Annotated in this window: 15 protein-coding genes; 3 read left to right on the top strand and 12 right to left on the bottom strand. The window is 42.1% G+C overall.

Annotation, left to right across the window (positions count from 1 at the left end; translation table 11 throughout):
• The coding region (locus H6G14_RS25915; protein ID WP_190570935.1) for an nSTAND1 domain-containing NTPase at window positions 1–2,911 on the bottom strand (2,911 nt) is incomplete at its 3' end.
• Between the two features lie 73 nt (window positions 2,912–2,984).
• Here H6G14_RS25915 and H6G14_RS25910 point away from each other — a divergent pair.
• Both H6G14_RS25910 and H6G14_RS25905 read left to right on the top strand, forming a co-directional pair.
• The gene (locus H6G14_RS25910; RefSeq protein ID WP_190570933.1) at window positions 2,985–3,464 is read left to right on the top strand and encodes a hypothetical protein; all 480 of its coding nucleotides are present in this window, start codon (window positions 2,985–2,987) and stop codon (window positions 3,462–3,464) included.
• A gap of 314 nt (window positions 3,465–3,778) precedes the next feature.
• Window positions 3,779–5,203: a hypothetical protein gene (locus H6G14_RS25905; RefSeq protein WP_190570931.1), complete on the top strand. Its 1,425-nt coding sequence runs from the start codon at window positions 3,779–3,781 to the stop codon at window positions 5,201–5,203.
• A 258-nt stretch (window positions 5,204–5,461) separates the two neighbouring features.
• On the opposite strand, the gene H6G14_RS25900 is transcribed toward H6G14_RS25905, so the two are convergent.
• The 11 genes from H6G14_RS25900 to H6G14_RS25850 all read right to left on the bottom strand — a co-directional run bounded on the left by H6G14_RS25900 (window position 5,462) and on the right by H6G14_RS25850 (window position 14,130).
• Entirely contained in the window at window positions 5,462–6,442 is a 981-nt protein-coding gene (locus H6G14_RS25900; RefSeq protein WP_190570929.1) for a calcium-binding protein, read from the bottom strand.
• 395 nt (window positions 6,443–6,837) lie between these two features.
• On the bottom strand, window positions 6,838–8,292 hold the full coding sequence (locus H6G14_RS25895) for a hypothetical protein (protein ID WP_190570927.1): 1,455 nt from the start codon (window positions 8,290–8,292) through the stop codon (window positions 6,838–6,840).
• A 2-nt stretch (window positions 8,293–8,294) separates the two neighbouring features.
• Window positions 8,295–8,987, bottom strand: a complete 693-nt coding sequence (locus tag H6G14_RS25890) for a hypothetical protein (RefSeq protein ID WP_190570925.1) — start codon at window positions 8,985–8,987, stop codon at window positions 8,295–8,297.
• A 5-nt stretch (window positions 8,988–8,992) separates the two neighbouring features.
• Window positions 8,993–9,478 carry a hypothetical protein gene (locus tag H6G14_RS25885; protein WP_190570923.1) on the bottom strand — a complete coding sequence of 162 codons (486 nt, stop codon included), beginning with the start codon at window positions 9,476–9,478 and terminating at the stop codon, window positions 8,993–8,995.
• On the bottom strand, window positions 9,478–10,116 hold the full coding sequence (locus tag H6G14_RS25880; protein WP_190570921.1) for a hypothetical protein: 639 nt from the start codon (window positions 10,114–10,116) through the stop codon (window positions 9,478–9,480). Before H6G14_RS25880 ends, H6G14_RS25885 begins: the two co-directional genes overlap by 1 nt.
• The gene (locus H6G14_RS25875) at window positions 10,109–10,486 is read right to left on the bottom strand and encodes a hypothetical protein (protein ID WP_190570919.1); all 378 of its coding nucleotides are present in this window, start codon (window positions 10,484–10,486) and stop codon (window positions 10,109–10,111) included. Before H6G14_RS25875 ends, H6G14_RS25880 begins: the two co-directional genes overlap by 8 nt.
• A 580-nt stretch (window positions 10,487–11,066) precedes the next feature.
• On the bottom strand, window positions 11,067–11,276 hold the full coding sequence (locus tag H6G14_RS25870; RefSeq protein ID WP_190570917.1) for a hypothetical protein: 210 nt from the start codon (window positions 11,274–11,276) through the stop codon (window positions 11,067–11,069).
• Between the two features lie 195 nt (window positions 11,277–11,471).
• Window positions 11,472–11,633, bottom strand: a complete 162-nt coding sequence (locus H6G14_RS25865) for a hypothetical protein (RefSeq protein WP_190570915.1) — start codon at window positions 11,631–11,633, stop codon at window positions 11,472–11,474.
• 92 nt (window positions 11,634–11,725) lie between these two features.
• Window positions 11,726–12,481 carry a hypothetical protein gene (locus H6G14_RS25860; protein WP_190570914.1) on the bottom strand — a complete coding sequence of 252 codons (756 nt, stop codon included), beginning with the start codon at window positions 12,479–12,481 and terminating at the stop codon, window positions 11,726–11,728.
• 277 nt (window positions 12,482–12,758) lie between these two features.
• The gene (locus H6G14_RS25855) at window positions 12,759–13,337 is read right to left on the bottom strand and encodes a hypothetical protein (protein WP_190570912.1); all 579 of its coding nucleotides are present in this window, start codon (window positions 13,335–13,337) and stop codon (window positions 12,759–12,761) included.
• 133 nt (window positions 13,338–13,470) lie between these two features.
• Complete coding sequence (locus H6G14_RS25850; protein WP_190570911.1) at window positions 13,471–14,130, bottom strand: hypothetical protein; 660 nt, start codon at window positions 14,128–14,130, stop codon at window positions 13,471–13,473.
• 235 nt (window positions 14,131–14,365) lie between these two features.
• Here H6G14_RS25850 and H6G14_RS25845 point away from each other — a divergent pair, with 235 nt between their 5' ends.
• A complete protein-coding gene (locus H6G14_RS25845; RefSeq protein WP_190570909.1) occupies window positions 14,366–14,629 on the top strand; it encodes a hypothetical protein in 264 nt (87 codons plus the stop codon).
• Window positions 14,630–14,891: the final 262 nt, after the last annotated feature.

Raw genomic sequence — 14,891 nt, 5'->3', positions numbered from 1 at the left:
TGAGGGTGTGGAGCAACTTGCCTTTTGTATCCCACAACCGTAGCGTCTTGTCATCACTGCCACTGACAATGTACTGACCATCGGGACTGAACGCCAGCGCCCTGACAGCAGATGTATGACCGTTGAGGGTGTGGAGCAACTTGCCTTTTGTATCCCACAACCGTAGCGTCTTGTCATCACTGCCACTGACAATGTACTGACCATTGGGACTGAATGCCAGCGCCGCGACAGGACCTGTATGACCGTTGAGGGTGTGGAGCAACTTGCCTTTTGTATCCCACAACCGTAGCGTCTTGTCACTACTGCCACTGACAATGTACTGACCATCGGGACTGAGCGCCAGCGCCGTGACAGCATCGGTATGACCGGAAAAAATATTGCGCTCACGAACAGCTTCTATTGCTTCCGATAAACTAGATTGGACTTCACTCAAAACTTCCTTGAGTTGTGACTGACTTTCACCAGTTGCCCCAATTGCTGAAATTAATTGCTCTACATTTGTCTGTATTGGCAGTATATATTTGATATTTGTAGCTTTTTCTCGCAGATTGGCAATAGTTGCTTGTTCTTTGGCGATGCTTGCTTGTTTGCGAGACTCCAATCCAAAAATTGTTGAAGCAACTGCGCCTATAGCTACCACGCCTACAAAAGCAGCAACTGCGCCAAACCTAACCCATTTACTTGTGTTACGTTGCTGAATACTTTTCTGCACAAATTCCGATGCTACATGCGACAGCAAACCGAGATCCCCATACTCTTGCAAGTAATTCTCTGCCTCTGCCAATTTTGTCCCGGTAAACAGATAATCTTTGGACTTGTTTTTACTTTCCCATTCCTCTGATGCTGCCTCAATCTTGCGCTCAATTCGGATGGCGGCGCGGTTTTCACTCACCCAAGCACGCAGTCTTGGCCAATGGCGAATCAGTGCTTCATGGGCGACATCCACCACGGTCACAGTCTTTTGACTCTCTCCCCGTGCTTGCAGTTCAGATGTGACGACTAATCTGGCATCTGTCAACTTCATTAGCACTTGTTCCACCACTTCTGCCGATTGCTGGGGGTTGACTAAATCTGTCTTAAACACCTGTCTGCGGGTGTCTTCTGTTCCTTCTCCCAACTGGGTTAACTCGATGAATATCCGTTTAGCAGTCAGTTGTTCTTCTTTGGAGTCGAGCGCATCATAAACTTCATCAGCCCGTTTTTGTAGCGTGCCTTTGACTCCACCAAGTCTGCTATATTCTGCCAGAGTTAAGCGATTCACCTCTCGCTTCCGCCACAATTCTGTTAGGGTATATTGCAACAAAGGTAAACTACCAGGGCCTTCCACATCGGCTAGCATTTGTTCTACTAGTTCCCGTTGCACTTCTAACCCGACTTGATAGGCAGGTTGGGTAATGGCTTGGGTCAACTCCTTTTTATTCATTGGGGTGACAGTGACGAGATTCTCTTGAATTTTCTGTGCTAATCCTGCATATTCCTGTTCGGCACATTTCCCAAAGAAATCTGCCCGCATCGTCATTACCACCGTCAACCCAGAACCATTTAATGCCCCTAACAAACACTCAAAAAACTCCTGTCGCTCGTTTTCATCTTGACAGAGAGTAAAAACTTCTTCAAATTGGTCAATAACGAGGATAAGGCGCTGGGAAATTGAGGTTTGTAAGGGTAGAGTTTTGGCATCAGGCTCTAGCTCATGCGGTATTCCTAATGATTGCAATGTGGTTTGAACTAATTGGGTTAATGCGATCGCACCCTTGTTGAGTAATTCTTCTGTCTTTTCTAATTCAGATTTCGGTTTATCTGTCTGCGTTTGGGCATCCTGAACCTGGCGGGGAGTTATGTGATCTGCAAATACTCTAGCTAAACTTTTGAGGGGATGCTCTCCGGGCCGAAAAATCTTGATCACCCATTGATCACTTCCTCCCAATCTTTTGCCTAACTTCAGTTGATGCAGTAAACCTGCCTTGACTACACTAGACTTACCACTTCCAGAAGCCCCGACAACCGCCAAAAAATTCCCTTGCCTGATATTCTCTAAAAGCGAATCAGTTAAAGCGGTGCGTCCATAGAAATATTTGGGGTCTGATTCGTTAAAATCAAAAGCTGCTAGACCCTTGTAAGGACATAACTCTGCCATTAAAACAGCACGGTCGATTTTTTCTTTTTGTCCCGTGAGGATAATTTCTCCGCCAGTGTTATGAAAGATGGGACGCTGACGGGCAGTTTTTAGCTGCTGCTTGATTAAGTCAACCAGCGAGTAATTTGTCACCCAGCCTTCAGCATGACTTTCAGGTTTTAGTGCTTCTACTAATGCGCCACTCAAAATCCCATGATTGCCACTCAATTCTTCATAAGCGACTTCAAATCCACGAGAAGCGGTAATTAAACATCGATCCTTTGTCTCAAAACTGCCAGGATCTGCATCATGGAAACTCAATAACTCACCGCTATAACAACAATCTAACCAAACAATTTGCTGCCTTACCGGGGAAGATTGTAAGAGTTTGCGTAACCAGTCTAAGGAAAGTCCCCACTGTCCAATCACAGGACAAGCATCGCTGGCAGCTAAAAAGCCTTCTGTTACTCCGCCGATATCTTTGCGTAAACCATGACCCGCAAAAAACAGCAAGGCTGTATCAGGAATGCTGCCCCCAGGAGGGTTGAAAAGTTGGACAATAGCTGTTTCTAAGTCTTTAAGTGTTAGCTGCTGCTGAGGATCGACAAAGCAAGACCCATCCAGATTATAAGCTGCTGGTAAACGCTCGACATGAAATTTCCCATAAGTTTCTAAAATTTGGGCTATGGCTTCGGCATCAGTGGCTGGGGCTTTGAGATGCGGCGGGCGATCGCTAGATTTTTCTATCAGCGTCGGATAGCGATTAATCCCGATCACGAGTGCTTCTCTTTCCATAACCACAAATTAATTTAAGTATTTACGCTAGGCTAATTAATCATGTAACCAAAAAAACCTAGTAATTTTCCTTATGGAAACTACCAATCTTAACAATACTTTATTAGCTCTGTTACTAGCCCTGAAAGATTCCGAAACTCCTCTAAGTGATACGGAACAATCCAACTTATCCCACATTGCTGAACAACTGTCTGTCAACCCAAAAGCTTGGGAGATACTCATCAAACCCCGCTTGTTAGCGATGCTCGAAACTAACGAACCTTTAAATCAACGCTTTCAAGCCGCTAAATCTCAATTAGATAATTTAGGTGATACAATGCCTCTCAATTTACTACCTAGCGAGGCTGAAGTAGAACAAGTTGTACCACAGCAGAAACTTCAACCGACAACCCGTGCTATTCCACAAGTTAGCTCATCAGACTTGAGAAGCAATGAAATTACCAATATGGCTATCAGGGTTATGGCAACTCCCAATCCTTCTGAAACTGCTAAAAAATTAAGTCGCTTTGAGCAATTCCAACAATTTTTAAACCAAAATCTTGCACAAAAATAACGCTATCCTCATTCATCTATATTTGCCTTAACCATAGCAACTTCATTCTCCTTAACCCCCCTCACTTCAAAGGTGGGGTTAATTCATCCTTTCCCTTGCGTAATTATCAATAGACTACTAAACTAATGGCAAAACATATCATCATGGGTTAAAACTATGACTTATAATGTGTTTCAATAAATTTGAGTTCTTAGGCAATCAATTTATTTCTTATGTGACTAACTAGCAAGATAATAGCCTTGTGTTTTAACAGATAAAAAAAATATTTATCTGTGTTGACCATCCAGAATCCAAAATCTAAATTATTTCTTGGAATGACTGACCTTATTTATCCCACTATTGACATTTTTCTTTATGACTTGAAGTATAGTTTAGGTGATACTCCAGAAGAAATTAAGCAGAATCAACAATCTTATTACAATAAAATTCCTGAATACATTCGCCCATTATTGTTAGAAAATGGGCAAGATTTGCCAGGCGAATATGTACATCTTCTCAAAGATGTATACGCGCAGACAAAACATCATAATGAACAATATGAAGGCTATTTCTATCCTGTGCTACTCGGTGATAGTTATGGCTTACTTGTAGAGTGTGCTTTTAAAAATAAAACTAATGCTCAACCAGCTAAATGCTTTGTAGATATCAAAGCTGAAATTGAGCGAATATTAAAGAGTCAAACAGCTACTATTGGGCAAACCTGGATGCTTTCAGGCTGGCTACCTCCGGATCAACCCAAATGCTCTGAAGAGATTGCTCAAGCTTGCTATCAGGCATTAATGCCCGGTTTAGATTGGGAAGGAGATTTACAAGGTCAAGGACACTTTCTCGGAGCAAATATTTTTGAACTAACTCAAAACAATCAGCATTTTATTATAATGATATATCCAGACGAAGCTACTTCTAACCAATCTGGTAAATTTTATTCTGACTGGATACGCTTATTTTATTACCGTCATAAAATAGTTTGGGCTTATAGTCAAAGTCGCCTGTTAAAACATTCTTTACAAACTTATTTTACTAAAATTAAAGTTGGCAGCAATGCTATTGAACAAGCTACCAGTAAGGGAAGCGAGTTAAATACATTGCATAAAACATTAGTGGATGTGCAAAATACACTCAATGATTATACAAGAGAATTAACTGTCCTTGATTTTCAAGGTGGTACGATTGATATTAATTTAAGCAATTATGAAAAACGTTTAGGTAGAATTAAACAAAAGTCTCACAAAATTCAAGTAAATAAAGAAACAGAAATTAAGTTTTTAACAGAGTTTAGTGAATTAGTTAAAGATAAATATCGGCTACAGATAACTAAAGACTCAGAAAACCTGGAGCGAGGTTTAAAATTACTATCAGATACCATTAATGCCGTTCGTAGCCGAGTTGAAGTAGAAAAAGCTGAACGTGATCGCAACTTTCAAACTTTCGTTAGTCTTCTCGCTGCGGGATGGACTTTTGGCTCATTTGTTTCTGCTTTACCAGGACTAGATAAAGAAAATGACAACCCTGTAAGGTCATACCTCGTCAACACATTCAAGATTCAAGTAAGCCCACAACGGACAACAGGTACACCACAGATAAAAACTACGCAACCCACAACAAGTACACAACAGACAACCCCAAAAGAACCTTGGTGGCTAATCCCCGCGACTAAGGGGATATACACTCTGAGCGGATTTGTCATCGCTATCTTAGTGCTTTTGCTTTGGCGGCGCTTATGGAGGCGATATCGTTAACTCTTCACTTGCACTTTTCACAACCCTCATACAGTAAAGCTGATCGGCTAAATACGGACAGTTAACAACTCGGCGAGGAACTGGGAGCCGCTCCGCTTAAAGCAGGTGGTGTCAGGGACGGGCAATAAATATCTCATGGATTAACTACTATAATTGCCACCCGTCCCTGACACTACGCTAACGTCACCTGCTTTACTCCCAGTTCTAGAAGTTGGCACGATTTAATAATTCGCAATTGAAATTTTAGTTAATGAACAATCAGCCTAAATAAGTAAAGTAGCTAGCGCTGAGACTCAAATTAGTGTCGCCTTGGACAATGGCAATCAATTCATTGGTTGCACTATCAGGGATAGTCAGATAAATGCTGATGCCGGATGGTAAGCCATCACCAGATGAACCTAAAACATAATCGTTGATTGTTCCAGCAAGCTGAATATTATCTTGGATGGAGTTAAAGTCTGTAATCAGCGCATAATCATTATTACCACCCGTGATTAATCCACCAATCGGATCACGGTTACGACTACCATAAAAACTATCGATGTTACCAACAAAATTTAAACCGCCACGTCCCAAGACGAATGTATCACGGCCCTCACCTCCAGTTAAAGTATCGATTTCTCCAGAACCATAAATACTAAATTCAGGAGGCCCCGATCTTCCGCCAGCACCGATAAGAGTATCATTGCCATTGCTACCAAAAACGGTATCATTTCCGATGCCACTATTGAGAGTATCATTCCCGTTACCGCCATCAAGATAATCATCTCCAGAACCGAATCGGAAGCTTTCATCTACTAAAACGTCATCTCCATCTCCACCGATGAGAGTGTCATTGCCGAATCCGCTACGGATAATATCGTCACCATCACCGCCATCCAAATAATCATCACCCCCAAGGAACCATTCTTGAATTAAGTCATCTCCTGACCCGCCAAACATGAAATCATCACCATTGGAGCCAAACAATTGGTCATTTCCACTATTACCAAACAATATATTTGTCGAGCCTTCGTCGCCTCCATATCCTGGTGCGTAGGGTAATCCACTGCTGATTCCGGCATAAAGAGTATCGTCACCCCTGCCACCTATAAGTAAATCATTGCCTATGTCACCAACTAGGAAATCGTCACCGGCTAAACCGATTAAAATATCATTTCCTAAAACACCAAAAATTGAGTCATCATCTTGAGTGCCGATGAGAAAATCGTTGGCAGTAGTCCCATTAATATCTGCCATAAAAGCCTCTTAGTGAGAATTTATTAAGTAAGTTGTTTAGACTTAATTACACCTCACCATAAAAAAAGCCACAAAACAACTGACTAATGGTTGTTGAATAATTTGAGATTTTCTGTATTTTGTCTATAATTATCAATTGTAAAAATTAATATAGTAAGTTTATATTTATTCAATAAAAATGAAAATAAATTTATGATTCCTTCTGGGTTTTACTTGTAACAAATTTCTCCGCTTTAATAAATTTAATAGTGCAATTTTATATCTTAAAGTATTAAATTACATTTACTAAGCAGTAATTCTTGGAGCTTTCATGCAAAAACAAACTGGCAGACTCATCAATCGGCACTACTAAAATTGACTACGACCAAGAAAATAAATTGCAGGTGGTTTGTATGTTAACCAAGTTTGAATTTGTAGATCAATCCGCGATGGTTAGCGTGTTTGATGACAGTGATGATTGCTTTTTTGAGTTCTTCCTGGCGCTCCCCAGCCCCTAGTTCTTGAATGATAAAGTCGTCTAGGTTGAGATGTCTGGTTCTTTCAAGCCGCTCAATCATCAGTTTAGTAGCAGTACGCTCTCGAAGTTCGATTCTTTCTTGAGTAGAGAGCGCATCGCCTACAGGTTTATTGCCATCTCGGTCAATGGCTGAGTAGTTAGGCAATTCGGGCATTGCCCACCATTTGGAGTTACCACCGAAGAAGACAACGCGGTGGACAGGAGATTCCTTGATCAATTGGTTAAGGTAATCTAGGTCAATTTTTTCAAGTATGGGAGATCGCTGCCATTGTTTGATGACATTGGTGTTTTGGTCGCTGACTAAGGCAATGGCAGTGATTTGACTAGTAGCGGACAATTCCAAACCCAAAGGGCCAACGAATGGAGATTGTGCCATTAACCAGACATTTTTGCGTTTTGCACCACCAAGAGAAGCAGTATGCAGGATTAGCGTACCAATGCGAGTGTTTTTAGTCTTTTTGGCTGCATCTCCGAGAATAGAACCCTCATCAATGATCAGCAAAGACTCTTCTTGCTGATTAGCCCAACCCGTATATTCATCCAACACCTCATCCATCCAATCACAAATTTCTTCTGGGCAACAGCCATCGCAGGATTTACGGTGAATAACATCAACGATGGCATCAGTGTAACCATACTCCCCCGGTTCATTTTTGGGGTCGATGTAGAAGATTTTGCGGTTTGGGCTATCAGCTTTAATTCGCCGCAAGGCATTGGCAACCAACATCCCCTTACCACTGCCACCAATTCCGAAAATAATACAATTACGGATGGGAGCAGAGATCATTGCCACGATATCTATGACATTGCTCGGTTTGTGGATTGAGGATTGAGTATGAGTGGAAGGTACAGGGAGGGGAGGCAGTGCGTTGTTCGGGTTAAGCGACTGAAAGCAACCAGCTTGCAGGGAAGAAGTGACTGATAATCCCCCTTGCTCTCCCGTATCTGCCAAATAATCTAAAGCTGCACTTGACAGAGAATAACCCTGTTGATCAGCAAATTTTAACTCTGTTTCTAGCGCATCTTTGCCCACCTGCTGGTAGTAGGCACGAAAATCATCCCCATCCAAGACGTGAGCAACACAACCGTATTCTCTAATCGCTACTTGATTGCGTTGTACCTCTCTTGCTTGCTGAATACTACTAAAAATTGACCAAAGAGCGATCGCAATTCCAGTAATCGGGGAAGTTGCAGAAGCAGCAACGGCGGCAACTATTACACCCAGGGCAATTTTCCATTGAATGTTATTTTCTGTGGTTTGCTTGAAGGCAATAGCCGACCACTCTTCGGGGGTGCGCGTAATTTTATGGGGATCAAAACGGCTCATTTCCATTTTTAATTTGAAGACTCTTGAATGGCGTAACTTAATTTCCCAACCCAGATAATTAAGCTGATAATGACTTCAATTGCGAACAATGTGAGCAAAGCTAGAGCAAGGTTGCCGTAGTCCAGCTTCCTCCATTGCCCAGTCGCCAGAATGAAGAAAAAGTCCGAGAATTCCCCGCTTTCCACTGGGCTATAGACCGTGATGCAAATCAAAAAATCTATGGTGTAGGTGAAAACTTTCAGCATTTCCAGATTGCTAATTACTGAAGTGGGAAGACCGTTGTAGACTTTTTTCAACATTTTTAAAGTGGGGTCGTCATCGTCTTTTAGTTGATATCGGCTGCGGCTATCAGCAGATGAAATGACTGTTTCTACAAACCTTTCGTTGTTATAAAGAACCAATGGTAGAACCTCAATGATTTGAATAACTCCCCACAAGACGGTGCCAAGTATCCAGGTAACACCTTTGCCAATGATTGCGGCGATGCCGTTGACAATTGGGATGATGGAAATCAGGTAAACAAAGGCACTATTGAGACTTTTGCTACTTAACAACCCCACCACGCGCTCATAGGGTTGTATATTGAGGTAAGCGAACCATATACCAGCACAAACAAGTCCCCAGTAAAGTAATCTCAACCAAGTGTTAGGCTTGCTGTTTTTATGATCACTTCGTCGTTTGGGCATTGTAAAGTTAACCATTGACTTCAATCTCCTCTATCAATGGGTTGACTATAAATACCACCCCTGAATCGTTTAAGGCGTTTGGCAATCATATCTCGATCACCTGTAAAAGCGATCTCTGACACCGCCCCATCCTCCCCAATCACACCTGTATTCCCATTGGCATCACAAACGACAGTTCCCTGGGGAAGTATGCGCCCCGTGATTCTGTCTGTTAAAATTTGCCCCTCCACAAGGGTCACGTAGCGATGTGGGTATTGTGTAGCCACAATGGGTAAGCACCCTAATTTATACCTAGCATCAGCAATTTTGGCTTGTTCTTGCTCAAATTGAAACTGTTGTTCCAATTTGGTTTGTTTTTGGGATTGATTAGCAATCTGCTCCTTGATAGTCGAGATAGACTGCATATTTCGGGCAATATCATTGCTAGAGAAGATGAGGGAGGCAAGGGTTAAACCTCCAAAGATGAAGGATGTTTTATGTTTGCGCCATTGTCTGACTGTCAACATTACTCGCCAACCTCCAGCAAGAATGCGTCAATGTCAAAGGTTTTGTTTGCGGCAGAGGCTAGAGTCTTGAGAGTATTTTTCACATCGTCAGAATTACCGCGTACTTCTATTAAAAAAGCATCAACGTCAACAGTTTCTATGCCATAGCCTGCAATCATCTTGTCGATACGAGCGTTGTTGTTGGCTAATTCCTGTACATAAGAGGATGTTTGCTGACCTCGGTTGAAAATTGATTGGGCAATTGTCAGATCACCTTGTTCTAAAACCCGCTCCAAAACATGAGATTTGATTTGAGTTAAGGCTGCACCTTGAGCGATCGCCTCCTCAGTCACTACCCGAATCATCGCGGCCATTAATTGGGGGTTAGAATGTTGTGAAAACTTAGAGGCAATGGCGTTGGCTTCCATGACAGTCAATACTTGATCTTGATGCCCCAAATTCTTTTGATTATTTAAAGCTGCGCCCACAGCATCAAAGATTTTTTCGAGTTCATCGGTAATTTCTAAGGAAAATTCGGTTCCATAGGCATCAATTTCTGCACCATTGTCGGCGAGGATGATGAGTGCTTGGTTGACCTGTTCTGGCAGATAGCGATCTCCAAAGTACTCATGAAGTTGTTGGCGAGTGAATTTAGACATAATCCTTTCTCCATGCCTCAAATTGTTCACGCTTAAGTTGATTGAAATTAATCTTCAGAAAAGTAATTGCCTGCTTGTTGGTTTTCATCCCCTGAGCTACATACCCTTTGAAGATGAAAATACAGGTGAGTAAAAATCTCTGATAAGCATCTAGGTAATGAGTGCGCGCTCCCCTGTCAGTGGACAAGTAAGCTGTTTTTATAGGAGCTACTTTATAGATGATGTCTTTCTCCCATCTCCAAAGAGTTGTCCGGTCTATTCCTAATACATAAGACCATTCAGTTCTTGTTAGTAAATTATCCTCAAACCCATTGAAAAATCTTCTGTCTTTGCTCAAGTGGTCTAGCACCTCTGCTAAGTCATGTTGCATCTAATCCTCTTGTGTCCATAAACATTGGCTGTTTTAGGGGTTTTTTTGATTAATTGTTTGCAACGCTGTTGCACGTTTGGGGGTTGCAACATAAATGCAACATTGTTGAAATATTGCAGGTGCAACATTATTTCATATTATGAATCTCAGAAAATGCGCTTATTTTTTTAGTAGATTTGTAGAGTTAAATCTGATGAATTAGGCTCTATCTTTTGATATTGCTATTTTAATAATGCCTTTGTTATTTCTTGAATGATTTACTTTTTGTCTAGAGTTATTTCAGAGAATTCACGCCTGTTGTTTTTACACTGGTAATGATTTCATATACGCTGTCTGATACTTGAAATTTACAGATGAATAGGTGAACGTTTTAGCAATTGCGTCATGAGAACTATGTTCCTTTTTTTTGTGCAACATTGTTGCGTTATGAGTAAATAATAAAAAACCCGCACTCGGCGGGCAATTAACTGGGTAAATGATTTGTCTAACGAAACAGAATTCAGGATTCAGTCACCAGAATTCAGCCATAAATTTTGTGCGACTGGTGGATGAATAAACGGTGAGACACCACGTTCAATGATCAATCAAAAAAAATGGGATTAGGAGGCTCAAGACCATTTTCTCTAATGAAATCTAACAACTGAGAAATTCGACAAGCCAAAACCGAAGGTTTAGTTCTATTTCCCGTTGCTAGTTTTTGCCGGCGATAACCGGTTTCACTCAAACAATGCTCGTAAGCTACCACTATGGGCTTGAGATTATATTTGACTTCGTATTCTTGTGGTGTCATGGCAGTTTCTACATTTGTTATGTAAACAGAATTCAGGAGTCAGAAGTTAGAATTTAGCACCAATAAGCTGATTAATTCTGACTGCTGGCTTTTGAAATCAGTGGAAAAGTTCAATGTAATGTCAAGTTTTTGACTGTTTCTAAACACGACTACAAGTAAGGCAAAGCAGTGTGATAAACCTTTGGGATTAAAGTTTTACCAAGACTCGCCAAACTCATCAAGCATTGCACTAGAGCCAGTAGCACATACACCACATAAACCCGTGTCTTCATAACCTTTAGGTAGAGTTAATTCGTGTCCACAAGATGAACATTTGTGTTGTGGTTTTTCTTTGATTTTCTTGTTCTTAGGTTTCATAGTTTAAAGTTATTGGGAACAAAAAATATATCTGGGTTTGTGAAGAAAGTATTGTGGCGATCCAAGGGTGAATCGCTGTTACCAGTGCCTAACTACCGTCTTCTGGTAGTTACAACGGGCTGATTTTGCGGTTGCAGTGATGCCCGTGCCTCTGCCTCGGATATTCCCGGTAGTGCTGGTGCAAGCTCTGCATTTAAGGCCCAGCGCTCGTAAGTCTCATTTGTTACCCAGTGAAGTGTCGCCCCTGACTCCGCACCGCTACGAATCATCTCGGCAACCTCCAGCGCATCTCTCTCAAAGTCAGACTGCGGGTTACGGTATGACCACTGAATGAACCAGTATGTACCCTTTGCTCCGTCCACCTTCTGGAACTCGGCGCAGAAAATATAATTTCGCAATACGCTGGCGATCGCGCCATAACAAAACTCTTTGGGATCTCCGGGCATCCCTTCCTCACACCATTCCTGAAATGCACGATGGGCGAAATGATTGTACAGTCCGGCGAATGAGTCTTTGCTGCGGCGGTGCATCAGGAAACTGAGCAGCATGGAAGCCTGACCTTTGAATTGGTCTTTGAGTTCGCCGCCAACCGGAATCACCCATAGTTCGGTGAATGCTTCATTGGTGAAGTTTTCGTTGATCGTGAGCGCACGATCTGGACGGGAGATGGCAATCGCAAAATCAGCTTTGTTACCCTTGAGATAGCCCCCTTGTTGTGCTTCCAGAATTGTCAGTTTTGGTGGGCAGTCCAAGAGAAATTGCCCGTATTCCTTGGCACAGTTGGCTTGCAGCTTTGGTTGGCTGGGTGGAATGAGAAAAACGCTGTTGTTGATTTTTAGGGTTTCCATATCGGCGTATGTGTTGATGAGTTGAGAGGAATTCAGGAGTCAGAAGTCAGAAGCCAGAATGATGAGAAAATTGAGTTTGGTATGGCTGCTTGATTTTTTAAACTGTGAAGCTGAGATACCTAAAATTGATTAATTCTGAATTGTGAATTCTGGATTCCTGTATTTACTGTTTGTGTTGATGAACACTACAGTGTGGTGGAGTTTGTTGTAATCTTGATGACGGCAGATCAGTAAAATCCCCATCCAATACCTGGAGGAATAATTATCATCCAGGTACTTATTTTTGGTTAGAAATATCTGATGCAGTGTTCAACTGTTGGCTAGATTCCAGTTCTGATTGCAGGTAGGAAAGCGCAGTTTGGGCATCACCAACAGTCAAATCAGGTTGATAGTCAAGTGCTAAAAAATCGGGGTGTTCAGCAATCTCTTTCAGGATGAGTTGTGCGGCATCAATTAATGCGTAGAGATGGGGATGAGGTACGGAAAACTGCTCTTGTTCCTGGCTTGGGCATTCTCTCTCAGCAGTAGGTTGAATTGCCACAGCATTTATAGGGATGGCTCTGAGTTCTTGTTTGAGCAATTCAAGTTGGCACAAATGATTTTTGATTTGGGCTTCTATTTGTGTTTTTAATTCGTGTGGCGTGAGTAGTTTTAAGTCCTCTTCCAAAAGGTGTTGTTCATCCTCACCATGCTTGTCAGGTAGCACAAAATAACGCCAGCCTTCACCGTATTCATTAGCGAGAAATGTATCACAAGAGTAGTATTTCATCCCGATTATCAACCCGTTTTCTGTCCGTTGTCCAAAGCTAAAGCGTGGGTATTGCCAACCCCGTGGAATTGATATTGTTGCTTGCATAATTGTTCTGATGAATATGTTGGTATAGTTGATTACGTCATTGGATCGTCAGACAGGAAAAGCGGGGAGGCAAGACAAAGAGGATACAGTCTATTCCTACTTACTTATCTTGCTCCCTGCACCATTTCCTCTGTTACGCTGCCGCTAATTCCGCGCTATCAAGCAGGTGCTTCAACTCTACAGAAGGCATTTGTTCAAGTGGTTGGTTCAACAGCCCCCAAACTGCATCTAATGCAGAGTTACAAAAGATTCGCTGTGGATTAGCGTCTGCTGCACGTGTGAACCACCAGTTACCGTTGGTCTGTGCTACTTCGCCTAGTTTTTCGTCGTGGTGGTAAACGCCATCGTCCAGGAGTTCCAAGCCAAACTTCTCACATTCGTTGAATACCTGCGCCATGATTTCATTCCCTGTGTTGGTGGCAGGTACTTCTGGTTCCTGAACTGGTAATGAGCCATCCTTGTGATGTATGCAGATGTAGCGGTGGCACTTCGCCCAGGTGTTAGCTCGGAATTCTTCTGTACCGTTGACCATTACGAGCCAGGGTTGGGTGACAAAATCGTTATGGTCGTAGGTGATTTTCGCTATCAGTTGACCATTGGCGTAGATTTCATGATCGTAAAAACTGATTTCAACGCAGGTAATTTCTTCTGGTGCTACGGCCTGCGCTTGGTCTTCAAGGTGCTTGTATAGCTCTGCCTGTGCTAGGGCTTGCTCATCTGATAAGGAAGCTGCTGTGAATGTGTTGCGGTTTAAGCTTGAAGGTGCTTGCTGTGTATAGGTAAAGTGCGACATAATAATGATCTCCTTTAATTAGGGACAAAAGGCGATCGCTGAGTTTGCGAGACTGGTGCGGTCGCTTTTTGTTTTTAGGTGATGAATCTAATATAACATTATGGCTAGCCACTGTCAAGACAAAAACTAGCCATAGGGATGATTTATATAGGTTTCAGACATTAAGAAAAGTTATAGCCACTGGCTAGACTGTGCTTTATAGTGTAATTAGTTGTTTAAATCTCAAGAAACAAAGATGGCAGACGAAAGAAAGTCTCCTGCTAGGAAACGTGGCGCTCAACTGAATGTAAGGCTTGATGGAAGCCTATATCAGGAATACAAGGAGTTCCTGGAGCAAGAAGGAACAAGCATGACCGAAGACATAGAAAACTACATTAGAAGCAGACTAGGCAAAGGAGGCAGTGAAACAAATGTTGTTGATATCAGGCAAGTTATAGAAAGACAACAACAGGAAATAGCAGAGATTAAAGCTGAACTGGGAAAATTAAAGGCGGGCTAGCCGCAGAAAATCAGCAACTAAAAAATCAGCTAGAACATATGCTAGCCAGCGCCAAAAATCTCATAAATCTAGCAACTAATTCGCCCCCTACAGAACATTAGGGGGCGAAGCTTTTAAAGGGTGTTAATGTTTGTCTAGCCTGATTGGCAGAATGGCTAGCCTAATGCTAGACTCAAAGCAATCGTGCTGACAAGTTAAAACCCCCAGCGATTGTTTTCCAGGCAGACGCTGAGGGTAGTTCCACAAACTCCCAAGTTTGTTT

Source organism: Nostoc parmelioides FACHB-3921 (assembly GCF_014696625.1).
GTDB lineage: Bacteria > Cyanobacteriota > Cyanobacteriia > Cyanobacteriales > Nostocaceae > Trichormus > Trichormus parmelioides.
The sequence above is the reverse complement of the archived record's forward strand: the minus strand, read 5'-3'. Positions and strand labels throughout refer to the sequence as shown.